Origin of the sequence: Actinoplanes sp. CA-015351 (assembly GCF_050955685.1) — a bacterium.
Classification (GTDB): Bacteria; Actinomycetota; Actinomycetes; order Mycobacteriales; family Micromonosporaceae; genus Actinoplanes.
Map to the genome: position 1 here is coordinate 8,274,225 of NZ_CP192102.1, position 21,973 is coordinate 8,296,197.

General features: G+C 68.6%; 23 protein-coding genes. 11 read left to right on the forward strand and 12 right to left on the reverse strand.

The window, feature by feature from the left end:
- Nucleotides 1-9: 9 nt before the first annotated feature.
- The 3 genes from ACQP2E_RS37650 to ACQP2E_RS37660 form a co-directional block, all read right to left on the reverse strand.
- On the reverse strand, nt 10-663 hold the full coding sequence (locus ACQP2E_RS37650; protein WP_433827691.1) for a heme oxygenase (biliverdin-producing): 654 nt from the start codon (nt 661-663) through the stop codon (nt 10-12).
- Between the two features lie 118 nt (nt 664-781).
- A complete protein-coding gene (locus ACQP2E_RS37655) occupies nt 782-1,762 on the reverse strand; it encodes a WxL protein peptidoglycan domain-containing protein (protein WP_433827692.1) in 981 nt (326 codons plus the stop codon).
- A gap of 76 nt (nt 1,763-1,838) precedes the next feature.
- Nucleotides 1,839-3,014 (reverse strand): HtaA domain-containing protein, encoded by a 1,176-nt coding sequence (locus ACQP2E_RS37660; RefSeq protein ID WP_433827693.1) that lies wholly within the window; start codon nt 3,012-3,014, stop codon nt 1,839-1,841.
- A gap of 120 nt (nt 3,015-3,134) precedes the next feature.
- On the opposite strand from ACQP2E_RS37660, the gene ACQP2E_RS37665 reads away from it, so the two are divergent.
- Genes ACQP2E_RS37665 through ACQP2E_RS37690 form a run of 6 tightly spaced genes read left to right on the forward strand, consistent with a single transcriptional unit; the run spans nt 3,135 to nt 9,709 of the window.
- A complete protein-coding gene (locus tag ACQP2E_RS37665; protein WP_433827694.1) occupies nt 3,135-3,944 on the forward strand; it encodes a hypothetical protein in 810 nt (269 codons plus the stop codon).
- Nucleotides 3,941-4,966: a heme/hemin ABC transporter substrate-binding protein gene (locus ACQP2E_RS37670; RefSeq protein ID WP_433827695.1), complete on the forward strand. Its 1,026-nt coding sequence runs from the start codon at nt 3,941-3,943 to the stop codon at nt 4,964-4,966. Before ACQP2E_RS37665 ends, ACQP2E_RS37670 begins: the two co-directional genes overlap by 4 nt.
- A 59-nt stretch (nt 4,967-5,025) precedes the next feature.
- Nucleotides 5,026-6,021, forward strand: coding sequence for a FecCD family ABC transporter permease (locus ACQP2E_RS37675; protein ID WP_433827696.1), 996 nt, complete (start codon nt 5,026-5,028; stop codon nt 6,019-6,021).
- On the forward strand, nt 6,018-6,776 hold the full coding sequence (locus tag ACQP2E_RS37680; protein ID WP_433827697.1) for a heme ABC transporter ATP-binding protein: 759 nt from the start codon (nt 6,018-6,020) through the stop codon (nt 6,774-6,776). Before ACQP2E_RS37675 ends, ACQP2E_RS37680 begins: the two co-directional genes overlap by 4 nt.
- A gap of 44 nt (nt 6,777-6,820) precedes the next feature.
- Nucleotides 6,821-8,251 (forward strand): calcium-binding protein, encoded by a 1,431-nt coding sequence (locus ACQP2E_RS37685; RefSeq protein ID WP_433827698.1) that lies wholly within the window; start codon nt 6,821-6,823, stop codon nt 8,249-8,251.
- Between the two features lie 27 nt (nt 8,252-8,278).
- Nucleotides 8,279-9,709 carry a calcium-binding protein gene (locus ACQP2E_RS37690; RefSeq protein ID WP_433827699.1) on the forward strand — a complete coding sequence of 477 codons (1,431 nt, stop codon included), beginning with the start codon at nt 8,279-8,281 and terminating at the stop codon, nt 9,707-9,709.
- Here ACQP2E_RS37690 and ACQP2E_RS37695 read toward each other — a convergent pair.
- The 6 genes from ACQP2E_RS37695 to ACQP2E_RS37720 all read right to left on the reverse strand — a co-directional run bounded on the left by ACQP2E_RS37695 (nt 9,687) and on the right by ACQP2E_RS37720 (nt 16,954).
- Complete coding sequence (locus tag ACQP2E_RS37695; protein ID WP_433827700.1) at nt 9,687-10,502, reverse strand: DNA adenine methylase; 816 nt, start codon at nt 10,500-10,502, stop codon at nt 9,687-9,689. The genes ACQP2E_RS37690 and ACQP2E_RS37695 overlap by 23 nt on opposite strands.
- 200 nt (nt 10,503-10,702) lie before the next feature.
- On the reverse strand, nt 10,703-11,443 hold the full coding sequence (locus tag ACQP2E_RS37700; RefSeq protein WP_433827701.1) for a hypothetical protein: 741 nt from the start codon (nt 11,441-11,443) through the stop codon (nt 10,703-10,705).
- A 182-nt stretch (nt 11,444-11,625) separates the two neighbouring features.
- Nucleotides 11,626-12,720 (reverse strand): WD40 repeat domain-containing protein, encoded by a 1,095-nt coding sequence (locus ACQP2E_RS37705; RefSeq protein ID WP_433827702.1) that lies wholly within the window; start codon nt 12,718-12,720, stop codon nt 11,626-11,628.
- A gap of 299 nt (nt 12,721-13,019) precedes the next feature.
- Complete coding sequence (locus tag ACQP2E_RS37710) at nt 13,020-14,282, reverse strand: SGNH/GDSL hydrolase family protein (protein WP_433827703.1); 1,263 nt, start codon at nt 14,280-14,282, stop codon at nt 13,020-13,022.
- 39 nt (nt 14,283-14,321) lie between these two features.
- Nucleotides 14,322-15,248, reverse strand: a complete 927-nt coding sequence (locus ACQP2E_RS37715) for an MFS transporter (protein WP_433827704.1) — start codon at nt 15,246-15,248, stop codon at nt 14,322-14,324.
- Nucleotides 15,245-16,954, reverse strand: coding sequence for an FAD-dependent oxidoreductase (locus tag ACQP2E_RS37720; RefSeq protein WP_433827705.1), 1,710 nt, complete (start codon nt 16,952-16,954; stop codon nt 15,245-15,247). The genes ACQP2E_RS37715 and ACQP2E_RS37720 overlap by 4 nt, the downstream gene beginning before the upstream one ends.
- 143 nt (nt 16,955-17,097) lie before the next feature.
- Between ACQP2E_RS37720 and ACQP2E_RS37725 the strand changes: the two genes are divergently transcribed.
- Nucleotides 17,098-17,466 carry an ArsR/SmtB family transcription factor gene (locus ACQP2E_RS37725; protein WP_433827706.1) on the forward strand — a complete coding sequence of 123 codons (369 nt, stop codon included), beginning with the start codon at nt 17,098-17,100 and terminating at the stop codon, nt 17,464-17,466.
- Nucleotides 17,467-17,520: 54 nt separating this feature from the next.
- Here the strand turns inward: ACQP2E_RS37725 and ACQP2E_RS37730 are convergent, their stop codons facing one another.
- Nucleotides 17,521-17,862, reverse strand: coding sequence for a YnfA family protein (locus ACQP2E_RS37730; RefSeq protein ID WP_433827707.1), 342 nt, complete (start codon nt 17,860-17,862; stop codon nt 17,521-17,523).
- Nucleotides 17,859-18,164 (reverse strand): MerR family DNA-binding protein, encoded by a 306-nt coding sequence (locus ACQP2E_RS37735; RefSeq protein ID WP_433827708.1) that lies wholly within the window; start codon nt 18,162-18,164, stop codon nt 17,859-17,861. Before ACQP2E_RS37735 ends, ACQP2E_RS37730 begins: the two co-directional genes overlap by 4 nt.
- Before the next feature lie 29 nt (nt 18,165-18,193).
- Here ACQP2E_RS37735 and ACQP2E_RS37740 point away from each other — a divergent pair, with 29 nt between their 5' ends.
- From ACQP2E_RS37740 to ACQP2E_RS37750, 3 genes are read left to right on the forward strand one after another with little or no spacing between them, the layout of a single operon-like run.
- Nucleotides 18,194-18,865, forward strand: a complete 672-nt coding sequence (locus ACQP2E_RS37740) for a helix-turn-helix domain-containing protein (protein WP_433827709.1) — start codon at nt 18,194-18,196, stop codon at nt 18,863-18,865.
- A 37-nt stretch (nt 18,866-18,902) separates the two neighbouring features.
- Nucleotides 18,903-19,643 (forward strand): aquaporin, encoded by a 741-nt coding sequence (locus ACQP2E_RS37745; protein WP_433827710.1) that lies wholly within the window; start codon nt 18,903-18,905, stop codon nt 19,641-19,643.
- Nucleotides 19,644-19,689: 46 nt separating this feature from the next.
- Nucleotides 19,690-20,127, forward strand: a complete 438-nt coding sequence (locus ACQP2E_RS37750) for an arsenate reductase ArsC (protein ID WP_433827711.1) — start codon at nt 19,690-19,692, stop codon at nt 20,125-20,127.
- Between the two features lie 161 nt (nt 20,128-20,288).
- On the opposite strand, the gene ACQP2E_RS37755 is transcribed toward ACQP2E_RS37750, so the two are convergent.
- A complete protein-coding gene (locus ACQP2E_RS37755; protein WP_433827712.1) occupies nt 20,289-20,609 on the reverse strand; it encodes a helix-turn-helix domain-containing protein in 321 nt (106 codons plus the stop codon).
- 922 nt (nt 20,610-21,531) lie between these two features.
- Between ACQP2E_RS37755 and ACQP2E_RS37760 the strand changes: the two genes are divergently transcribed.
- Nucleotides 21,532-21,816 carry a hypothetical protein gene (locus tag ACQP2E_RS37760; protein ID WP_433827713.1) on the forward strand — a complete coding sequence of 95 codons (285 nt, stop codon included), beginning with the start codon at nt 21,532-21,534 and terminating at the stop codon, nt 21,814-21,816.
- Nucleotides 21,817-21,973 lie beyond the last annotated feature (157 nt).

Sequence of the window (21,973 nt, forward strand, 5' to 3'; positions counted from 1 at the left end):
GGGGGTTTGTCAGGCGGCTGTGGGGATGTCTTCGGGCCAGGCTGTGCCCAGCTCGGTGAAGATGGCCCCGTTGAAGGCGAACGCCTGGCGGGCCTCGGCGAGGATTACCTCTAGGCGCTCCTCCGGCAGGTCGAGCGCGTCCAGCTGCTGGCGGTACGCCGTCTTGTAGGCCTTCGCGTCGGGGATCTGCTCGAAGCGGTAGAAGTTTGTTGCCGCCGGCGGGAGGCCGTACTTGTCGCTCAGGGTGCGGCCGATCAGCTGGCCGCCGCTCAAATCTCCCAGGTAACGGACGTAGTGGTGGGCGATGAAGTGCTCCGGGGAGGTGCGGCACTTCTCACGGAGCCGCTGCGCGTACCGCTGGGTGGCCTCGACCGGGACGACCGCGGACTCCCAGCCGGCGCCCTGCAGGTGGGCGAGGTCCGCTTCCAGGGCCGGCACCCGGAACAGGGCCGGGTCGGCGAAGGCGCCCGCGATCGGGTCGTTGCGCATCGCCTCGGCGGCCGCTTCCAGCTCGCGGTAGATCACCAGGTACTGGGTGGTGAGTTCGGCGAAGCCGGCCACCGGGATGGTGCCCGCCATCAGACGGGAGATGAAGGTCCTGGTCTCGGCCTCACGGTGTTCGACCATGGTGGCGCGGCGGATACGGGCTGCGAAACCGGTCATCTCGGCTCGTCCTTCCTGATCTGCGGAGCAGCAGCGATTCGCGGAGCGGCGATGCTGAGCGAATGCGGTGTGGAAGCCATACCGAGCTTCCAGTATCGGGGTTCCGGAGCGGTCCTCATTAGGCGGTTACCGGATTCGGAACGGCACGAGCGCGCCGGGAGCGCACTCGACGGCGGACAAGCCGGACAATAACGTATAGAAGGGCGGAACCGAGCAAAGCCACGAGGGCCCAGGGCCAGGCCCAGACTCCGGTGCCGCGGGAGACGGCCGGCAGCTGCTCGTCGAAGGTCGCAGGTACGACGCTGACCTCGGCGGCTAGACGCACCGTGGGCTGCACACCAGTGACCTTCTCAGTGATCGTGATCGAGCCGCCAGGTAGCAGTTCGGGTATCTCCATAGCGCCGGTGCGGGCGAGCTCCCAGCCGAACGGGCCGGTCACCCGTACCGACCCGATGCCGGTGAGCCGCAGGTTGCCGGTGTTGCGGACGAGGTAGCGGACGGTCATCACGCCGCCGTCGGCCGGGTTCGTGGCTTGGCTGTACTCCAGGCGTACCGAATCGATCTTGACCGTGGGCGCGACCGCGCCTGCGACGGTGAGGTAGACGCGCGCCGCGATGCGGCGATCCACGAGGACCTTCTGGCCACTGGCGTCGATCTGCTCCTCGGCGATCGAGGCGATCACTCCGCCGGCGTGGTCGCCGGGCGTCGCGTTGTCCGGAACGGTGATCGAGAAGGGCACGTCGAGCCGGGTGTTCGGCGGGACCGTGTACTGCTTGGCACCGAGACCGATCCACGAGCCGATGTCGGTGGGCTGCTGCGCGGCGGCGAGCAGCGCGAACGAGCCGTCGTCGGTGGTGTACGCGTCAGTGCCGTAAACCTGGAACGTCTGCGTCTTGGCAGTGAGGTTGGTGATGCCGACGTAATCGGTGATCCGCTCGCCGGGCGAAGCGCGCCGGATGATGAAGTCCCGCCCGTCGGGGCCCTTGGCGCTCGACGGCTGCACGGACCAGCGCACACCGGAGTCACCGGGTGCCGCCGAGGCCGGAGCGGGGATCGACACCACGATCACAACGGCGGCCAGAAGGCCCCGGACGAACATGTTGCTCCTTACGATGGGGCCGGGCCGGCCGGGAATAATTGCGGTATTCCCGGCCGGTTCCCTCGCCCAGTGAAAATCAGGCGAGCGTCAGGGTGAGAACGGCGCTGTACTCACCAGCTGCGCTGGACTCGGGGATACCGAGCTCCAGAGCGGCGCCACAGGTGGAGCTGCCGAGGCTGCTCCCGGTCTCCGCGCTGCACAGAGTGCGGCTGGCACCGAGGCCGGTGCCGGGCGCGACCGGGTTACCGGCCGCCACCTTGTTGCTGACGCCGGCGGCGTCCACAAGCGAGCTGTCGACCACCGCGGCGGTCGGCTTCCAGCCGAGGTTGGCCGCGGGGATCTTGCCGCCACCGGTCGACGAGAACTCGGTGACCTGACCGACCAGGTCCCAGCCGGCGTTGGTGCCACGCAGGTCGCTCACGGTGACCGAGTTGAGCGCACCGGTCGCGGTCTGGCCCGGCGTCGCGGCGGAGAGCGCCACGTTGGAGCCGGCCGACGTGAGGGTCAGCGCACCACCGGTGACCGCCGCCTTGATCGTCTGCGACGCGGAGCCATTACCGGGCTCCGGGTCGGTCGGGTCCGTCGGGTCCGTCGGGTCCGTCGGGTCCGTCGGGTCCGTCGGGTCCGTCGGCTCCGTGGTGTCCTCGGCCGACGCGCTCGCCGTGATCGGGTCCAGGTCGCTGCCCGCGGCGTAGAAGCCGGCGAACGCGGCAGCACCCGACGCGGTGAGGGTGGAGGCGAGCTTCGAGAACGAGATGTCCCCGTCGGTGACCGTGGGGGCGGTGGTCACCACCGAGGCGACCTCGGCCTGCTCGAGGTCGGAAGCGACAGCCCCGCCGTTGACGAGTTCCACGTCGGCCAGCAGCGAACCGGTGCCGTCGCCGTCGACCACGAGGGTCGGGTTGGCGAGCGTGATCTGGAAGAAGTGCGCCGGGTACGAGAAAACCACGGTGCCCTTGTAGTTGACCGTGGCGGTGCCGGCGGCCGAGTCGTACGTGCCACCCTTCGCGGTGAAGTCGAAGGTGCCGTCACTGTTGCGGGTCGCACCATCGCTCACAGCGATCGGCGGGGTGCCGTTACCGGTGCCGATGTAAGCCCGGAACGACGCCTTGAAACCCCAGTCCAGGGTGCCACCGGCCACGTTGACCGGTGCCGCCAGGGCCGGGCTGACCCCGGTCAGCGCCGTGGCGGCGCCGATCGCGATCGCACCAGCGAACAGTGCGACCCGATGCGGGCCCTTGGTATTGCCCATGCTCGTTTTCCTTCCGATGAGGGCAGACGCTCGCTGATGCGAGCGAAGTTAGGCTAGCCTCACCTAAACTCATGATCAAAAGCAAGATCATGTGAGCTGGGAAATCCCTGGAGGACAACGGTGCGCATCGGCCGGACAGCCGCGGTCGCGGCCCTGGCGCTGATCGTGGTGACAGCGGGCGGTACACCCGCGCACGCCGCGAAGCGTCTCACGGTCTCCAAGACAAAAGGGCTGGACCGGGCCGGTGAGACCGTCACCGTGACCGGCAAGGGATACGACGTGGAGAAGGGCATCTACGTCGCGTTTTGCCTGGACAACGGTGCCGGCGTGCTGCCGTCACCATGTGGTGGCGGCGCGGACATGTCGGGCGGCTCCGGCGCGTCCGTGTGGATCTCCAACAATCCACCGTCCTATGCCGAGGGACTCACCCAGCCGTACGGCAAGGGTGGCTCGTTCACGGTGTCCCTCAAGGTCAGTCAGATGATCGGCGACATTGACTGCGCCGTCCGGGGCTGCGCGATCGTGACCAGGGCAGACCACACCAGGACGAGTGATCGGTCCCAGGACGTCCGCATTCCGGTGCGTTTCGCGGCTGCTGCGGGTGTGGCGTCCGCAACCCCACAGAACGCCGCAACCCCACAGAACGCCGCAACCCCACAGAACGCCGCCGCACCGCAGAAAACCGCCACCGCCGCTAAGCCGAACGGCAGCAAGACCCCGGTCGGCCCGCCCACTGGACGCCTCGCCACGGCCGCGCCCCCGGCCGCGACAACACCCGCCGCGGTCGCTGTCGCCGAGCCGATGCTGAGCCGTACCAGCACCGCCACCCCGATGGGGCACTGGTGGGCGATCGGCGGCGCGTTCCTGGTCGGCATTCTCGCCACCACCGTGATGGGCCGGATTCGGCGCCGCAAGCAGGAGAAAGCATGAAGATCCGCCACGTCGCCACGGTGCTGGTGACGACCGCCCTGCTGACCGGGGGCTGCACCTCGGTGAGTGAGATCGGACCCGAGGCCGAGGCCGCCTCGGCGAACGGCTGCGGTGTCACCACCGCGAAGCTCGCCAGCGAGGACATCACTCCGCTCGACGCCGCGCCCGCGCCGAAGCTGCCGGTCACCGTGGACTCGGCGGACAAGCGCAAGGTCACCGTGAAGAGCGCCGACCGGATCCTCGCGGTGAATCTGTACGGCTCACTCGGCGAGATCGTCTTCAGCCTCGGCCTCGGCGACCGGGTTGTCGGCCGGGACACGTCCACCACGTTCCCGGCCGCCGCGAAACTTCCGCTTGTCACACCGCAGGGTCACGACCTGTCGGCCGAGGCGATCCTCAAGCTGAACCCGACGGTCCTGCTCGCCGACGACAGCATCGGCCCGCCGTCCGTGCTCAACCAGATCCGTGCGGCCGGCATCCCGGTCGTGATCATCGACGACACGCAGACCCTGGCCTCGGTGCCCGAGCACATCCGGGCCGTCGCGGCCGCGCTCGGCGTACCCGAGGCCGGTGAGCAGCTGGTCCAGCGGGTGCAGTCGGAGATCGACGCGGCTCGCAGGACCGCGCCGACGGGTGGCACGCCGCCGCGGATCGCGTTCCTCTACGTCCGTGGCACGGCCGGCGTGTTCCTGATCGGCGGCGAGGGCGCCGGCTCGGACTCGATGATCGAGGCGATCGGCGCTGTCGACGCGGGCAGCGAGATCGGGCTCAAGAAATTCCGCCCACTGACCAGCGAAGGTCTGATCAACGCGGCGCCGGACGTGATCCTGGTGATGACCGAGGGCCTGAACTCGGTCGATGGCGTGGACGGGCTGCTCAAGCTGCCCGGTGTTGCGCAGACTCCGGCCGGGATCAACCGGCGGATCGTGGACATGGACGACGGCATCCTGCTGAACTTCGGCGCTCGGACCGGCAAGGCGGTCGAGGCTCTGGCCAAGGCGGTTTACGGCCCGTGCAGCTGACTGAAGAACGAACCACGCTTTACGCGTACAAAAAAGCGGGCTTGATCTTGGGGTTGGCAGTGACCCTGGTGATCGTTTGCCTGGTCGCGGCGGGCAAGGGGCAGGTGCCGATCTCGCCGGGCGAGGTGGCGGGGTCGCTGCTGCATCGCCTCGGGCTCGACATCGGGCCGATGCCCTCGGCAGTGCAGGGTGAGAACGCGCTCTGGCTGGTGCGGTTCCCGCGCGTGGTGCTCGCCGTGATCGTCGGTGCGTCGCTGGGCTGCGCCGGAGCCCTCATGCAGGGCGTTTTCGGCAATCCGCTGGCCGAGCCGGGCGTCGTGGGTGTCTCCTCCGGCGCGGCGGTGGGCGCGGCTGCGGCGATCGTCAGCGGCATCACGATCTTCGGGGCCTGGAGCACCGCGGCCGCCGCCTTCGCCGGCGGCATGATCACAACCCTTCTTGTGTACGCGATGTCGCGCGCCGCCGGCCGCACCGAGGTCGTGACGCTTGTCCTCACTGGCGTGGCGGTCAACGCGACCGCGGGCGCCCTGCTCGGCCTGCTGATGTTCCTGACCGACGACGACGGTGTCCGGGCCATCGCGTTCTGGCAGCTCGGAAGCCTGGCCCAGGCCACCTGGGGCGCGGTCGCGGTCGCCGGTCCGTGCATGATCGCGGGTCTGGTGGTGGCAGCGGTCTGCTCTCGCAAGCTCGACCTGCTGGCCCTCGGCGAACGTCCGGCCCGGCACCTGGGCGTCGACACCGAGCGACTGCGGATCATCGCGATCGTCGCAACCGCCCTGCTCACCGCGTCGGCCGTGGCGTTCACCGGGATCATCAGCTTCGTCGGTCTGGTCGTGCCGCACCTGATCCGCATGATCGCCGGGCCAGGACACCGGGTGTTGATCCCGGCCAGCGCGCTGGGTGGCGCGGTGATCGTGGTGACCGGTGACCTGATTGCCCGGACCGCCATCGATTACCAGGAATTACCGCTCGGGGTGCTCACCGCCGTGGTCGGCGGGCCGGCCTTCTTCTGGCTGCTGCGGCGTACCCGGGCAAGGGCCGGAGGCTGGGGATGAGAGCGACCGGGGTATCGGTCAAGCTGGGCGGCCGTTTCGTCGTATCCGAGGTTGACTTCCACGTCGATCCGGGTGAGTTGGTGGCGCTGGTCGGCCCGAACGGTGCCGGCAAGTCGACGCTGCTCGCGGCGCTGGCCGGGGACGTCGAGTATTCCGGAGAAATCGTGATCGGTGGCCGCGACCTCACCGCCTACAAGGCTGGCGAACTCGCCCGCCAGCGCTCGATGCTGCCGCAGAAGGCGACGCTCTCGTTCCCGTTCAATGCCGGCGAGGTGATCCGGATGGGCCGGGCACCGTGGAACGGGCAGCCCGAGGCCACCGACGACGAGGACGCCGTCGCCGAGGCGATGAAGTGGACCGAGACGAGCGCGTTCGATCAGCGCCCGTTCCCGGCGCTCTCCGGCGGCGAGCAGGCTCGGGTCGCTCTGGCCCGGGTGCTGGCGCAGCGAACCCCGGTGCTGCTGCTCGACGAGCCGACCGCGGCACTCGACCTGCGCCATCAGGAGCTGGTCATGACCGCGGCACGCGCCCGCGCCGCGGACGGCGCCGCGGTGGCGGTCGTTCTGCACGATCTGGGGCTTGCTGCCGCGTACGCGAATCGGGCATATGTGCTGGCCGCAGGGAAGGTTCGCCGTTCCGGGCCGCCCGCCGAGGTGTTCACCGCGGAGTTGCTCAGCGAGGTGTACCAGCACCGGGTCGAGGTGATCAACCACCCGCGCACCGGGATTCCCCTTATCGTTCCGCATCGATCCTGAAACAGGGGATGCACGACGGTACGGTCACGTCCTATCATCCATCCATGTCATGGTCGTCCCGGATGCCCATTGTGGTGGGTGCCGCGCTGCTCACCGGTCTGTCCGCCACCCTTGTCGGTTCGCCGGCGCAGGCCGCCACCCCCGCCACCGCGAAGGTCTCCGGCCGGACGGTGTTGTACACCGCGGCCAAGGGCCAGCAGAACAAGGTCGTGGTGACCGTCTCAGGCCGGACCGTCACGATCGACGACCGGGTCGCGATCAAGGCCGGTAAGGGCTGCAAGAAGGTCAAGGGCGACAAGACGAAGGTCCGCTGCACCACGAAGAAGGCCCCGACCTGGCTGGACATCTACACCGGCACCCGCAACGACTCGATCGTCAACAAGACCGGGATCAGGATGACCGCCGACGGCGGCAGCGGGAACGACTCGATCACCGGTGGCTCGGCGGCCGACTATCTCTCCGGTGGGACCGGCAACGACAAGATCTGGGGCCAGGGCGGCAACGACTACGTCACCGGCAACAGCGGCAACGACCGGCTCAGCGGCGGCAACGGCAACGACACGGTGTTCGGCAACACCGGCCACGACGGGGTGAACGGTGACAACGGGCGCGACCTGCTCGGCGGCGGCGCGGGCAACGACCGGTTCAGCGGCGGAGCCGGCGACGACGTCATCGGCTGGGACGACACCGATGTCAGTGGCGCGGACAACGACGTGTACTCCGGCGGGACCGGGTTCGATCTCCTCGACGCGTACAAGTACTACAAGCACGCGGTGCGGATCGACATCGACGGCGGCGCCGACGACGGCAAGTCCGGTGAGAAGGACAACGTCCGGACCGACATCGAGAACATCCTCGGCAGCCCGAAGAACGACCGCATCTACGGCAGCAACCGCGGCGAGTACCTCGACGGTGGCGCCGGTAACGACACCATCTACGGCAACGGTGGCGTCGACCAGATCTCGGGCAGCCGCGGCGCCGACACCCTCGACGGCGGTGCCGGGAACGACGAACTCATCGGCGACTTCCCGCCTGACGGGGTGGGCGCTGACGTGCTGCGCGGTGGCGCCGGCACCGACCTGGTCAACTACACCGGTTACACCAAGCCGGTCACCGTCGACCTCGACGGCGCCGCTCGTGACGACGGCCAGGCCGGCGAGGGCGACACCGTCGGCACCGACGTGGAGAACATCTACGGCGGCGAGGGCAACGACCGGCTGACCGGCAACGCCGCCGCCAACTACATCCTCGGCGGGTACGGCAAGGACACGATCTTCGGCGGCACCGGCAACGACGAGCTGAGCGGCGACGGCGGCAACGACTACATCTACGGCGAGGCCGGTGACGACTACCTGGACGGCACCGACTTCGGCTCCTCAGCCGAACCGGACCGGCTCGACGGCGGCGCCCTCGGCGACGACCTTTGCCGCCCGTGGCCGGACGACGTGATGGTCAGCTGCGAGAGCGTCGTATAAAACATTTTTTCACACGGGGGATTCCACATGCTACATATCGCTCGAACCACCGCTATATCCGCAACAGCCCTGGTCACGCTCGGCCTTTTCGCCGCGCCGGCACAGGCCGCCACCACCGGAACCGCCTCGGTTTCCGGGACGAAGGTGGTCTACAAGGCCGCCAAGGGCAAGCAGAACAAGGTCGTCGTGACCAGGTCCGGCAACACGATCACGGTTGACGACCGGGTCGCGGTCAAGGCCGGCAAGGGCTGCAAGAAGGTCGCCGGTGACAAGACCCGGGTGCGTTGCACGACGCCGAAGACGCCGACGAGGGTGCGGGTCTACACCTACGACCGGAACGACTCGATCGTCAACAAGAGCGGCATCACGATCTCCGCTTACGGCGGTAGCGCGAACGACTCGATCACCGGCGGGCCGCGAGCTGACTACCTCGAAGGCGGCACCGGCAAAGACAAGATCTGGGGCCTGGGCGGCAACGACGGGATCGACGGGCTCACCGGCAACGACTGGATCAGCGGCGGTGACGGCAACGACGGCATCGACAGCGGCGATGGCCATGACGTCGCCTACGGCAACAACGGCAATGACCAGGTAAGCGGCGGGTACGGCAACGACCGCCTGAACGGCGGCGCCGGAGACGACGACCTGGGTTGGTCGGACAACGACGCCGAAGGCGCGGACGCCGACATTCTCTCGGGTGGGAGCGGATCCGACTCGGTCACGTACGCGAACTGGGATCATCCCATCCGGGCGGACGCCGACGGTGTCGCCGACGACGGCAAGTCCGGCGAGAAGGACAACATCAAGCCCGACGTCGAGCGGATCATCGGCGGGCCCAAGAACGACCGCCTGTACGGGACGAGCCGAGCAGACTCCCTGCAGGGCGGCTTCGGTAACGACACCATCTACGGTTACGGCGGCAACGACGAACTGGGTGGCGGCGCCGGGACGGATTTCCTGGACGGCGGGTCCGGCAACGACCGCATCGAGGGTGACGACCCCACCTATTACGCCGCGAGCGCGGACGTGATCCGTGGCGGCTCCGGTCGAGACCTCGTCGACTACGGCTTCTACTCAAAGCCGATCACGGTCGACCTCGACGGCGCTGCTCGCGATGACGGCCAGGCCGGCGAGAAGGACAGCGTGGGCGCTGACGTCGAGGACATCATCGGTGGCGCCGGCAACGACCGTCTGACCGGCAACGCGGCCGCCAACGAGATCATCGGCTACGAGGGCAACGATGTGATCCGCGGTGGTGCGGGCAACGACGTCCTGGACGGACTGGCCGGTCGCGACACCCTCTACGGCGAGGCCGGCGACGACGATCTGCAGGGCTGGAGCTGGCTCGGCGACAGCACCCCGGATCGCCTCGACGGCGGCGCGAACGGTACCGCTGCCGGTGACCTGTGCCGGCCCGAGACGATCGACACCGCGATCAGCTGCGAACGGCTCCTTTGATCCAGAGCTTTTCGGTACGCACGGCGCCCTTCTCCACCTTCGGCGGCTTGAGAGTCACCTGCCGCCATTCTTCAAGCGCCTCGTTGTAAAGCGCGTTGTCGTACCCACTGAGGACGACAGGGCCGGCATGACGGCGGAGCACGTCGAGCATCTCGATGTGCTCCGCCGTTGTCATCTCCTGGCCGTACATCCGCTGCGTACGTACCTCCGGCAGATATGGCGGATCCGCGTAGATCAGGCAGTCCACCGCCGAGAACCGCAGCATCACCTCGATCGCCGGCCGGTTCTCGATCTCCGCCTCGGCGAGCCGCCACGCCATCGACCGCAGTTCGTCGGGTACCCGGCTCCATCGGTCGGACATGCCGCGTGCCCGCTGGCGTACCCCTCGGGTCTTCCATCCGGTCTTTTTGGCGAGGTCGCTGGCGTGGGCTTGCCAGACCCGGACGACGAACCGGCGGGCGTCCTCCAGTGGGTCGTCGGTGACCACGTCGGAGATCGTGTACTCGTCCCGGGACCAGGGCGTCGTCTCCAGCGCCCAGCACAGGTCCTCGGTGCGATCACGCAGCATCCGGAACAGGTTGACGACCGCGCCATTGGTGTCATTGATCAATTCGTGCGGTGACGGTTCCTTGGTGAAGAAGACCGCGCCACTGCCGAAATACGGCTCAAGATAGTGATAGTGGCTTCCGAAATGCGCGGCCACTGCGCCGGCGATGGACCACTTCGCGCCGGGGTAACGCAGCGCGGCTGACCTGCGCGAAAGCACCGGCACCATCTCTCCACTGGTGTCCACCCGGTATTGATATGGTGGACAAGTGCATGTCTAGTGCCAATTAGCAGGGTGAAAAGGCAAATAACATCTTTTCATCCCCCGGGATTACCGATGGTGATCCTTACGCGGGGGTCTCGGACCGCCAGCCGGGACCCCCGGGTACGCAGAAACGGCGGCGCCCCCTTCACAGGAGGCGCCGCCGTCTGGCGTTTCGTGGCGTGTCAGTTCACCTTGACGGCGTCGGTGGCAGCCGCGGCGACCTTGGTGCCGCTACCGGCGTAGACGACCTTCCAGGTGCCGGTCTTCGTCGCGGTGAACTTCTTGCTGAAGACGCCCTTGCTGTTGGTCGTCGTGGTGGCCTTCAGGGAGTAGGACGTCGCGCCCTTCTTCTTGAAGTAGATCTTCACCTTGGCGCCGGCCAGCACCTTGCCGTCGACCTTCAGGGTGCCCTTCGCGGTGATCTTCTTGCCCTTCTTCACCGGCTCGGGGGCAGCGTTCAGGGTGACCTTCGACGGCCGCTTGATCGTCAGCGTCTTGGTGACGACGTTGGTGATCTCGACGTTCTCGTTCTTGTCGAGCACAGCGCCATAGATCAGGGCGGAGTACTTGCCCGGCGCGTACTTGCCGCAGACCTGGAAGGCGCCCTTGTAGGTGTTTGTGGTGCCGACCCGCTTCAATTCGGCGTCGGCCACCGACTTGTCGACGTTCGCGGCGACCACGAGGTCGATGCCCACGCCGCTGTAGACGCCATCCCCGGTCGGGAGCGGCGCGCTCAGCGTCGCCGTCGCGCTGACGTTGGTGCAGCCGGCCTTGGCGGACAGCACGAACGCGTTCTTGCTGATCGAGGCGGACTTGACGGTGACGTTCAGCGCGGCCTGCGCGGGCGCGGCGCCAACCAGGAGGCCGGCGGCGGGAACGGTGGCGAGCAGCGCGGCGAGGGCGCGGATACGTACAGAAGTCATGACAATCCCAAGATCAGAAGAAGGGGTCGTCGGAGTATAGGACGGTACGGTAACGACGCAACCCCGCCGTTTGGGCAGATCACAGTGGGAGATCCAGGGTGACCAGTTCGGTGATGCGGCGCTCACGGAGAAAGGCCGCCACCCGGTTTCCCCGGTGGCGGCCTTTCCGTCAGCTCTTTTACTTACTTACTGGCAATGCGCCACAGGCGGGCCTTGTCGTCGTCGCCGGCGGTGATCAGGCGTTTGCCGTCCAGGGTGATTCGCAGCGCCCAGACCGGGCCCTTGTGCCCGGTCAGCGGCTTGCCTTCGAGGCTGCCGGTCTTGGTGTCCCACAACCGCACGGTGCCGTCGTCGCTGCCGGTGGCCAGGCGATCGCCGCTCGGGCTGAACCGCAGGGCGCGTACCGGCCCGGCGTGGCCGGTGAGCGGTTCGGTGGCCGGCCGGCGGGTCGCCGTGTCCCACAGCTGCACGGTGTTGTCACCGCCGGACGAGGTGGCCAGGAGATCGCCGTCGGGGCTGAACGTGAGGGCGAGGACCGGCCCGGCGCTGCTGGTGAGCGGCTTGCCCGCGGGCTTGCCGGTGGCGGGATCCCAGAGGCGGACGACGTCGCCGGCGTCGGAGGTGGCCAGCAGACGTCCGTCGGGGCTGAAGCTGATCGCGTAGATCGGGGCGGTGCTCGCGGTCAGCGGCGCACCGATCGGCCGGCCGGTGCTGGTCGCCCAAAGCCGGACGGTGCTGTCTTTGGTGCTCTTGTCACTGCTGACCGCGGTGCTCTGGTCGCCGCCGCTGCCGGTGGTGGTGCTCTGGTCGCCGTCGGCCGTGGTGCTCTTGTCGCCGCCTGCTGTCACGAGGCTTTTGCCGTCCGGGCTGAACACGACCGAACGTACCGTGCCGGTGTGGCCTGTGAGAGTGCGTACCGAACGCCCGGTGACCGAATTCCACAGCCGAACCGTGCCGTCGTCACCGGCGGTGGCAACGAGTTTCCCGCTGGGGCTGAAGGCGACCGAGCGCACCGGCCCTTCGTGCCCGACCAGCGGCGACCCGAACCGTTCCCCGGTGGCGGATTCCCACAGCGCCACTGCACGCTCACCGGCAACGGCGAGCAGTTTGCCGTTGGGGCTGAACCCGACGGAGTGAACGGTCCCGGCATCGGCGGCGAACGGCGTACCGATCCGGCGCCCGTTCACGGTGCTCCACTGCCTGACCATCCCCTTGCTGACAGTGGCGAACGCTTTCCCGTCGGGGCGTACGGCGATGATGCCGTCCGCACCAGGCATGACGCTACGAAATCTCGCCGCGGCAGCCGTGCCGGCCGCGCCGGCGGCCGCGACCAACGTGGTTTGCGGACTGGTGTGGGCAGCAGTGGCGGCAGTGGCAGCAACAGTGGGTGCGAGCAGCCCGATCATGGCCGCGGCAACGACCCTGCCGGCACGTCGCCGGAGGCCGCCAAACGAGGAGTCACTGAAAGCGCCTGCGCGATAGCTCTCGGTAGTCACCCCCGCACCGTAGCGATCACGCCAACCGATTGTTCGGCTCTCGCCCGGCAGTCATCCAGCCGAGTACGGCGTTCTCCGCCTCATCGGAACCACGTCACCGGCACTGCGGCGGCCATCGCGGCCATACCGGCGGCGTTCGGGTGCAGGTGGTCGCCGCTGTCGTAGGCCGGGTTGAGCCGCTGCGGGTCCGCCGGATCGCCCATGGCGCGGTCGAAGTCGATAACCCCGTCGTACTCCCCGGAGCTGCGGATCCATCGATTCAGCGCTGACCGCTTACGCTCGTTCTCCGGGGTGTAGAAGCCGAGCGTGTCACCCTTGAACGGCAGAATCGTCCCGCCGAAAACTCGCAGGCCGGCCTGGTGCGCCCGGCTGATCAGCTGGCGATGCCCGAAGATCAGGTCATCGGCCGAGACCACTTCCGACAGCGGCGCGACCGTGCCGGGATGACCGAGATCGTTCACACCGAGCAGCACAACCAGGTACTCCCGGCCAGGCTGGGCGAGCACGTCCCGGTCGAACCGGCGCAGCCCGCTCACCCCGAAGTAGTTGGCGAACGCCTCGGCGCCACTTCCCGCAGGCGGGTTCGGGTCGTGCAGCAGCCGGTTGCCGGAGACACCGACGTTTGCCACGCCGCGGTCGAGCCCGGCGGCACGCAGCCGCGCGGCGAACAGGTCCGGCCAGCGCTGATTGAGGTTCGCCTCGGTGTTCGCGCCGTTGGTGATCGAGTCCCCGAGGGTCACCACGGCCGACCCCCGAGCCCGCACCGCGACGCCGGAGAGGAAGAGATCCTGCGCCACGGTGATGACCGGGGCGACGGTACGGGCGGCGGCCACGTCACCGTTCGCGATCACGTTCTCCTGAAAGGCGAAGGCGGCGAGCGTGGTCACCGGTGTGCGATCCGGCAGATAGAGACTGATCACGAGGTCCCCGCCGGGCGCAAGCCGCAGCCGCACCGGGTCGCTGACCAGGGGCGACCCGGCCGGAATGGTGACATCGCCCCGCCCGCCGAAAGTGACACGCCGGTCGGTGCCGGCCACTGCGTCGGTGCTCGCGCCGGAGCCGGCACGTAGCGCGACGTGCACCGCACCGACGTGCAGCGGAGTTTCCCCGAACTCATTGGTGAGCCGGATCCGCAGCTCATCACCGCCGATGCTGCCGTGCACGACATGCCGGACGGTCTGGTTGCTGAGGACGGTGGGCTCCCCGGGAGGAACGGTGGTCGGCACAGCCGCCCAGCTGGCAACCCAGCCCTGGGCCCTGGAGGCGTGGGCCGAGCCGGGAAGAGCGACCCCGGCCGCTGCGGCAGCACCGCCCACAGCGAACAACTGACGTCGGGTAGCCATGAGAGATCTCCTTGTCAGCCACGGCCGAAAGTTCCGGACTCACCTCGGTAACTCCGTCGTAACGTATAGCCGCTTATCTATGCGGTCAAGGAGGCCGGAAATGGCGCCCGGCCGACGTCCGGCGACGGACAGGATGCCGAGCAGACCGGCGATGGTGGCCGCGAACGCGGGCGGGTGACCCCAGGAGATCAGGGCAGCGACAAGCAGCACGGTGTAGGCGCTGATCGCGGCGGTGTGCGCAGTGAACCCGGCGGTGAGCAGCCAGAAAGTACGGTCCGCCAGTGCGGTCCGGACCGTGCGGGCGCCCGGAGTGCTGTGCTGCGCCGCATGCCGTCCGGCGTTAGGCGCGGGACGGACGGCCAGGGCGTGCAGGGGAATGGTCACGGCGTGGATGCCGGCGAGTACGAGCAGGGCAGTGCGCCAGCCGTGCTGGTCGGTGAGCCAGCCGGCCAGCGGCAGGAAGATGGTGCTGGCGAAGCCGGCGACGACGGTCAGGGCGAGTAACGCCGCGGACCGCTGCTGCGGCCGGTGCCAGGCGATGACGACGGCGAAGGCGGCTTCGTAAAGGCTTGCTGCCGAGGCGGCGCCGAGCCCGATCTGGATCGCATAGAGCTGCCACAGCTCGCCGACCTGTGACCACGCCAGCAGCAATCCGGTGCCGAGCAAGGAGCCGACGGTCATCAACGCTCGGCCGCCATGCCGGTCCAGCCAGCGGCCGATCGGCACGGCAAGCACTGCCGACGTCAGGACGGAGGCGGTGAATGCGCCGGTGACGGCCGTGGTGGAGGTGTGCAAATCAACGGCCATCGGTACGAGTAACACGGCGAAGGCGTAGTAGAGGACGCCGTAACCAATGGTCTGGGTGATCGCCAGTGCGGCGACCAGCCGAGCGTTGCCCGGTGGTGAAGGCTGGTGCCCGCCGACCTGCGGGTCGGCGGGCACCGGTGCGCCGGTGGAGCGGGTCACGAGCAGCAGCTGCCGCCGGACGAGGAGGTCAGGCTGATCAAGCCGGTGACGCTGGGCAGCGCGTCCGGGCCTTCGGCAAGGGCAGCGATCTGCAAGGCGGTGTCCTGGTCGAGGCCGATCTTGTCGGCGGCGGCCCGGATCGCGTCCTCGGTGCTGGCGGCGGTGGGCAGCAGGGCCTCGGTCATGGTGGCCAGGTTGATCGGGACGTCCGGGGTGAGACCGAACCGGGCCGAGATCTGTCGGGCGGCCTGCTCGGCGACCAGGTTGACGCTGCACACGCCAGTTTCGGGCAGGTCGAGCTGTACGTCGTCGGCGGCATCGAAATCGCCGGCGAGGACGGCGGCGATCGAGCGGACCTGTTCGTAACCGGTTGCCATCAGGAACGTCGGCGCACGTCCGTAGGACTTCATGCCGACGGCGTAGTAGTTCGGTTCCGGCTGGCCGAGTTCGCGGTATCCGTGCGGGGTGACAGTGCCGCACGAGTGTTCGTTCGGGTCGATCAGGTCGGCGAGGGTGCGGGTGCAGCCCAGGATGGGGTCGAGGTCGAGGCGCAGCTCACTGCCGAGGCCGTGGTCGGGGCGAAAGCCCGTGGCCGAGACGACGCGGTGGGCGGTCAGCGTGCGCCCGTCGGCGGCGACCAGGGTGATGCCGTCGGCATCGGTACGGACTGAGTGCACGCCGAAACCGGTTACCAGAGTGAGTTTGCCGGTGTCGACAAGGGAATGCAGGCCGGAGCCGAGCGCGCCGCGAGCCGGGAGTTCGTCGGCGTCCTCCCCGCCGAACGCCCGCTGGGCGGAACCGCCACGGACGACCCAGGTGATTGTGGTGCCGGGTTCGGTCTCGGCGAGCCGGGCCAGGTCGAGCAGGGTGTTGGCGGCGGAGTGTCCGGAGCCGACCACGATGATGTTCTTGCCGGCGTGCTGCTCACGAGCAGTGCCGAGGACGTCCGGCAGGGCGTGGTCGATCATGGCGGCGGCCTCGTGTTCGCCGTACGCGGGCAGGCCGTTGGCGCCGAGCGGATTGGGAGTGCGCCAGGTGCCGGACGCGTCGATGATCGCGCTGGCAGTGATCTCGGTGCCGTCGGCGAGACGGATCACGAAGGGCAGGTCGGCGCGGCCGGCGGTGCGGACCCGGTCGGCTCCGAGGCGGCTGATCGCGGTCACCCGGGCGCCCAGGCGCAGGCGCGGTGCGATGGCCGGCACCTTGGACAAGGGTTGCAGGTAGCCCTCGACGAGTTCGGCGCCGGTGGGCAGGGCCTCGTCATCGGGTGCGGCCCAGCCTGCGGCGTCGAGCAGGCGGCGGGCGGCGGCGTCGATGTCGTATCGCCACGGACTGAACAGCCCGACATGCGCCCACTGCCGCACCGAGGCGCCGGCCTGGTCACCGGCTTCCAGCACCAGGAACGGGACACCCTGTTCGTGCAGGTGCGCAGCGGCGGCCAGCCCCACCGGACCGGCACCGATCACCACGACCGGCAGCTCACCGGCGTGGTCACTGGTGGCCGGGGATCGCAGCGCGGCCGGGGTGGGAAGCAGTTCCACACTGCTGACCGTGGTCGCCGGGCCGCAGCAGCCGGCGTCCTCGGCGATCGCGTCCGCCTTCGCCGCGGGTGCGCAACAGGCGTCGGCTTGGGTGGCCTGTTCGGCGGTACCGCAGCACGGGTCCTGCCCGGCTGCCGGGACAGTGGTCGAAGCGTCGCTACTCATCGCGGTTACTCCTCGTTGAGGTCATGGTCGGGCACGGCAGCGGATCCATCACCACCCACCGTACGCGGATTCGAGAACCGTCGAATCCGATGAGTGTCGAAGCCACGCTTGCAGATGGGTTCGACATCTGTCAACCTCGACACATGTCGAAACCATCGGTCGTGTCAGCCGTCGCCGAAGACACTCCGTGCTGCCCGCCGATGACCCAGGCGCGCATCGCCCCCGAGGTGTCCAGCTCGCTCGCCCAGGCATTCAAAGCGCTCGGCGACCCGATCCGGCTGCAGCTGATGTCGATGATCGCGTCCGCGCCGGACGGCGAGATCTGCGTCTGCGACCTCACCCCGGCGTTCACCATCTCCGGTACGACAATCTCGCATCACCTGAAGGTGCTGCGCGAAGCCGGCCTGGTCGACGCCGAACGTCGCGCCAGCTGGGTCTACTACCGGCCGCGCCCCGGGCTGATGCGGCAGCTCTCCGCACTCCTCGCGGTCGACGAGCCCGTCACGGCCTGACCCCGGTGGAACCCCGATCCGGGCATCCCCGGAAAGAGGCTGGCCGGGAGCTTGTCACGCCCCGGTAGCGCGGGGGGCGTACATGATGATGGCGACGCCGATCAGGCAGATGCCGGCGCCGAGGAGGTCCCACCGGTCGGGCCGGAAGCCATCGATGACCATGCCCCAGATCAGGGATCCGGCGACGAAGACGCCGCCGTAGGCGGCCAGGATCCGGCCGAAGTTCGCATCCGGCTGCAATGTGGCGACGAACCCGTAGGCGCCGAGCGCGACCACACCGGCGGCGATCCACCACAGGCCGCGGTTCTCACGCCAGCCCTGCCATATCAGCCAGGCTCCGCCAATCTCGGCGACGGCGGCCAGGGCGAACAGCAGCAGAGAACGCAGTACGGTCACGCCCGGCACCGTATCCGGCCGACACCGGCGTCGACGGCCACGGCCGCCCGCAGGGTCGCGGCGATCACCTGCAGGTCGTCAATTTTCTGCTGCACCTCGGCCAGCGTGGCCTGCGCCCGGACGTGCAGGCCGCTGTCAGCGGCGGCGTGCCGGCGCCCGCCGGCCTCGAGGAGGTCGGCGACCTCGTCGAGGGTGAACCCGAGCCGCTGCGCCGCCTTGATCACCTTCAGCACGGTGACCGCCTCGACCGGGTAGAGCCGGTGGCCGCCCACTGCGATCCGGCTCGGTAAGCAGGTTGCCATCCAAAAATGCCTCAGCCATGATTGAGTCAATGAACGCTGAATCTTCTTCGCTGGCGGTGCGCGCCCGGGTCCATGCCGCCCTTGGTGACCCCGCCCGCCTCGCCATCGTTGACGCGCTCACCCTCGGCGACGCCTCCCCCGGCGAAATCTCGGTGAACCTGGGCATGCCGACGAACCTGGTCGCCCACCATGTGAAGGTGCTGCAGGACGCCGGCCTGCTGGTGCGGACCCGGTCCGAAGGCGACCGGCGCCGCACCTACCTGCGCCTGGTCCCCGGAGTGCTGTCCACGCTTACCGCACCGCGCCTGGACACCGCGGAACGCGTGGTGTTCGTCTGCACCCACAACTCCGCCCGCTCCCAGCTCGCCGCCGCCCTCTGGCGCGACCGCATCGGCGGGAGCGTCACCTCGGCCGGCACCCATCCCGCCCCGCGAGTGCATCCCCGCGCGGTCCGGGTGGCGCACGAGCACGGTCTCGCTCTCGACCCGGCCGGCACCAACCACGTCGACGACGTGGTCGGCGACGGCGACCTGATCATCGCGGTCTGCGACAACGCCCACGAAGACCTCACCGGCCCCGCCCGGCCCGACCTGCACTGGTCGGTGCCGGACCCGGCCCGCGTCGACACCGACGAGGCGTTCGAGGCCGCCTACACCGACCTGGCCGACCGCATCGAGCGGATCGCCACCCCGGCCGGCTGACCAACCGCCCCGCCCACGATCCCGGAGTCACATCCTCATGCACCAGAACACCCTGTGGCGGCGACTGCTCGCCGAGTTCCTCGGCACCGCGCTGCTGGTCACTGCCGTCGTCGGCTCCGGCATCATGGCCACCACGCTGTCCCCGAACGATGTCGGCCTGCAGCTGCTCGAAAACTCGGTCGCCACCGCGTTCGCGCTCGGCGCGCTGATCCTGACCTTCGGCCCGGTCTCCGGCGCCCACTTCAACCCCGTCGTCTCCGCAGCCGACTGGTTCCTCGGACGCCGCACCAGAACCGGGCTCACCCTGAAGGACCTGGGCGGATACGGACTCGCGCAAGCTTTCGGGGCGATCGCCGGCTCCATCCTGGCGAACCTGATGTTCGACCTGGCCCCGGTCACGTTTTCGACCAAGGAGCGCGCTGCCGGGAATCTGTGGCTCGCCGAGAGCGTCGCGGTCGTCGGCCTGCTCCTGCTGATCTTCGCCCTCGCCAGGTCAGGGCGCGCCGCGGTCGCCCCGGCCGCTGTCGGCGCGTACATCGGCGCCGCCTACTGGTTCACCAGCAGCACCAGCTTCGCGAACCCGGCCGTCACCATCGGGCGGGCCTTCACCGACACCTTCGCCGGCATCGCCCCGGCCTCCGTACCCGGCTTCATCATCGCCCAACTCGCCGGCCTGATCGTCGGTGTCGGCTTACTCCTGGCGCTCTACCCCACCGTCGGTCAGACCGCGGACCAGGTCGTTGTCGAACACCCGGCTGACGACGCCCGCACCGCCTGACCTCTCCACCCGCCATCACCCAGCCTTGCGAAGGAAGACCGAGCTCATGAGCGACACCAAGCCCAGCGTCCTGTTCGTCTGCGTCCACAACGCCGGCCGCTCCCAGATGGCCGCCGGCTGGCTGCGCCACCTCGCCGGCGACAAGGTCGAGGTCCGCTCGGCCGGCTCCGAACCCGGCGACAAGATCAACCCGTCCGCCGTCGAGGCCATGCGCGAGGTCGGCATCGACATCACCGGCCAGACCCCCAAGAAACTGGAGTGGGAGACCGCCCAGTCCTCCGACGTCATCATCACCATGGGCTGCGGTGACGCCTGCCCGATCTTCCCCGGCAAGCGGTACGAGGACTGGAAACTCGAAGATCCGGCCGGCAAGGGCGTCGAATCGGTCCGTCCGATCCGCGACGAGATCAAGACCCGCATCGAGGTGCTGCTCGCCGACCTCATCCCCGCTGGTTCGGTTTCCACGAGGTCTTTCACGCCCTGACCATCGCAGCGTTCGCCGCCCACTGCATCGGCATAGCCATCGCGCTGCGCACCACCGCCGCCTGAACAGCCGCTCAGCCGGTGGTACGTCCGGCCAGGGGAACACGCGCCATGCGAAACGGTCCTTCTCATGATCGGAGAAGGACCGTGCAGGAGATCGGCTCAGGCGGCTTCCGCCTGCTGTCGGTGCGGTTGGCTCCGGTTGCGTTGAAGAGCTTCCTGGAGCTGGTCCTCAAGGACGACGATCCGGCAGGCAGCTTCCAGTGCGACGCCTTGGCCGACCATCTCGCGGACGCGTGCGGCGAGAAGCAGGTGGTAACGCGAGTAGCGGCGGTGACCTCCGGCCGACCGGGACGGGGTGAATAGTCTCGCCTTCTCCAGGCGGCGCAGGAAATCCTGCGAGGCGCCGGTCATCTCCGCGGCGCGGCCCATCGTGTAGGCGGGGTAGTGCTCGTCGTCAAGCACGTCATCGGGTTGGGCCATCCACACGCACCTTCCTATGACGAGGGCCCCGGCGCGGGAAGCGCCGGGGCCCAGGGTTATGGGTTCACAACACCATCTACCGACGTGTTCGTCGGCTTGCCTTTTCCGCACCTGCCGCCTGTCGCGGATTGCGGTGCGAGGATCGCATAAGCGTGACCGGAGACCACCTCACGTTCGATGGAGACTGCGGTGTCCACCACAGAACCAGAGAACAGTTCTGACGGCGGGCGATCCAACGGTGCTCGTCCCTCCCTTTCCTCTGCTTCCATTTCCTGTGGTGCTGTCGTACTAGCTGCCGGTGTCGGAGCCCCACGCAAACTTCACGGCCCCGCACACGTACGGCGGATCTTCCTGCATCAGGTCGAGCCCTGAACCTGCCTCGGCCCCACCTGCGTCTGCCCTGACCTGGAATTACGTCAAGGTCTTGTCGTGCAACTGCCTTACTGAAATGCATGCGGTGATGCTGTGCCACCGCCGTGCCGAGCGAGCCACGAAAAGGATCCGGGCCCTGCTTGACGCTCGGTCTTCGTCTGCGTCTTCAACGATCTCTGCTGTCAACGAGAGAAACACTAACCGGCCCTCGCAAGAATGTCTAGTCCCGTCACCATAGATTTTCTCGGCGAGCAATGAAGGCTTCGGCCGTGTCACCGAAGATCGGCCGAATCTGCAGGTCCCGACCATCAAGCCCTCCGCAGAGCCGAACGCCCGCCGCGCCATCAACACCCCGCCAGCCGACGGGCCCGGGTGAAGCGGCGAACATAGGTGGCGCTCCTGGCCGCCCTCAGCTGTTCGTGCTCGCGGGGCATCACGCCCCTTGCCGCGGCGTGCCGCACGATGCAGTCAGGGAAGCGGGCGTGACCTTTCACCCGCGCCTTCACTGACAGGTCAACCCACTCCCGGCCGTACCAGGAAAGGTCCGCACATGAGCGCCACCGCCACCGCCACCGGCACCGGCATCGCCGAAACACTCAACCGCGCATTCGACGAACCCACCATGACGATGACGATCCTGCTCGCGGAGGTCATCCCCGCTCTGGCGGAGTACGACCAGGACGCCACGACCGCGGCCGACCCCGAGGGCTATCGCGACCGGATCGTCCTGCACGACGGCAGCATCATCCTCTATGACAGCCGCATCGAACGGTGGACCGTCAGCAGCACCGAGGAAGTCGCCGCATCCGACCGCCGCCGGACCACATCGGACTGAACGCTCTGCGTGGCCTGCGCCGTGGTGAGGTCTGCGGCCTGCGATGGGCGGCCGTCGACCTCGACCGGGGGCTGCTGTTCGTCGAACGCCAGCGCACCGTCGTCGAAGGCGACCCACAAACGCCGCCGGGCGCAGCGTCCCGAGCCCGCCGACACTC

Excerpts from the sequence above, each read along its gene's own strand:
- ACQP2E_RS37650 (WP_433827691.1), bottom strand. The coding sequence starts at position 663 with ATGACCGGTTTCGCAGCCCGTATCCGCCGCGCCACCATGGTCGAACAC.
- ACQP2E_RS37655 (WP_433827692.1), bottom strand. The coding sequence starts at position 1,762 with ATGTTCGTCCGGGGCCTTCTGGCCGCCGTTGTGATCGTGGTGTCGATC.
- ACQP2E_RS37660 (WP_433827693.1), bottom strand. The coding sequence starts at position 3,014 with ATGGGCAATACCAAGGGCCCGCATCGGGTCGCACTGTTCGCTGGTGCG.
- ACQP2E_RS37670 (WP_433827695.1), top strand. The coding sequence starts at position 3,941 with ATGAAGATCCGCCACGTCGCCACGGTGCTGGTGACGACCGCCCTGCTG.
- ACQP2E_RS37680 (WP_433827697.1), top strand. The coding sequence starts at position 6,018 with ATGAGAGCGACCGGGGTATCGGTCAAGCTGGGCGGCCGTTTCGTCGTA.
- ACQP2E_RS37685 (WP_433827698.1), top strand. The coding sequence starts at position 6,821 with ATGTCATGGTCGTCCCGGATGCCCATTGTGGTGGGTGCCGCGCTGCTC.
- ACQP2E_RS37690 (WP_433827699.1), top strand. The coding sequence starts at position 8,279 with ATGCTACATATCGCTCGAACCACCGCTATATCCGCAACAGCCCTGGTC.
- ACQP2E_RS37700 (WP_433827701.1), bottom strand. The coding sequence starts at position 11,443 with ATGACTTCTGTACGTATCCGCGCCCTCGCCGCGCTGCTCGCCACCGTT.
- ACQP2E_RS37705 (WP_433827702.1), bottom strand. The coding sequence starts at position 12,720 with ATGCCTGGTGCGGACGGCATCATCGCCGTACGCCCCGACGGGAAAGCG.
- ACQP2E_RS37710 (WP_433827703.1), bottom strand. The coding sequence starts at position 14,282 with ATGGCTACCCGACGTCAGTTGTTCGCTGTGGGCGGTGCTGCCGCAGCG.
- ACQP2E_RS37720 (WP_433827705.1), bottom strand. The coding sequence starts at position 16,954 with ATGAGTAGCGACGCTTCGACCACTGTCCCGGCAGCCGGGCAGGACCCG.
- ACQP2E_RS37725 (WP_433827706.1), top strand. The coding sequence starts at position 17,098 with ATGTCGAAACCATCGGTCGTGTCAGCCGTCGCCGAAGACACTCCGTGC.
- ACQP2E_RS37735 (WP_433827708.1), bottom strand. The coding sequence starts at position 18,164 with ATGGCAACCTGCTTACCGAGCCGGATCGCAGTGGGCGGCCACCGGCTC.
- ACQP2E_RS37740 (WP_433827709.1), top strand. The coding sequence starts at position 18,194 with ATGAACGCTGAATCTTCTTCGCTGGCGGTGCGCGCCCGGGTCCATGCC.
- ACQP2E_RS37745 (WP_433827710.1), top strand. The coding sequence starts at position 18,903 with ATGCACCAGAACACCCTGTGGCGGCGACTGCTCGCCGAGTTCCTCGGC.
- ACQP2E_RS37750 (WP_433827711.1), top strand. The coding sequence starts at position 19,690 with ATGAGCGACACCAAGCCCAGCGTCCTGTTCGTCTGCGTCCACAACGCC.
- ACQP2E_RS37755 (WP_433827712.1), bottom strand. The coding sequence starts at position 20,609 with ATGGCCCAACCCGATGACGTGCTTGACGACGAGCACTACCCCGCCTAC.
- ACQP2E_RS37760 (WP_433827713.1), top strand. The coding sequence starts at position 21,532 with ATGAGCGCCACCGCCACCGCCACCGGCACCGGCATCGCCGAAACACTC.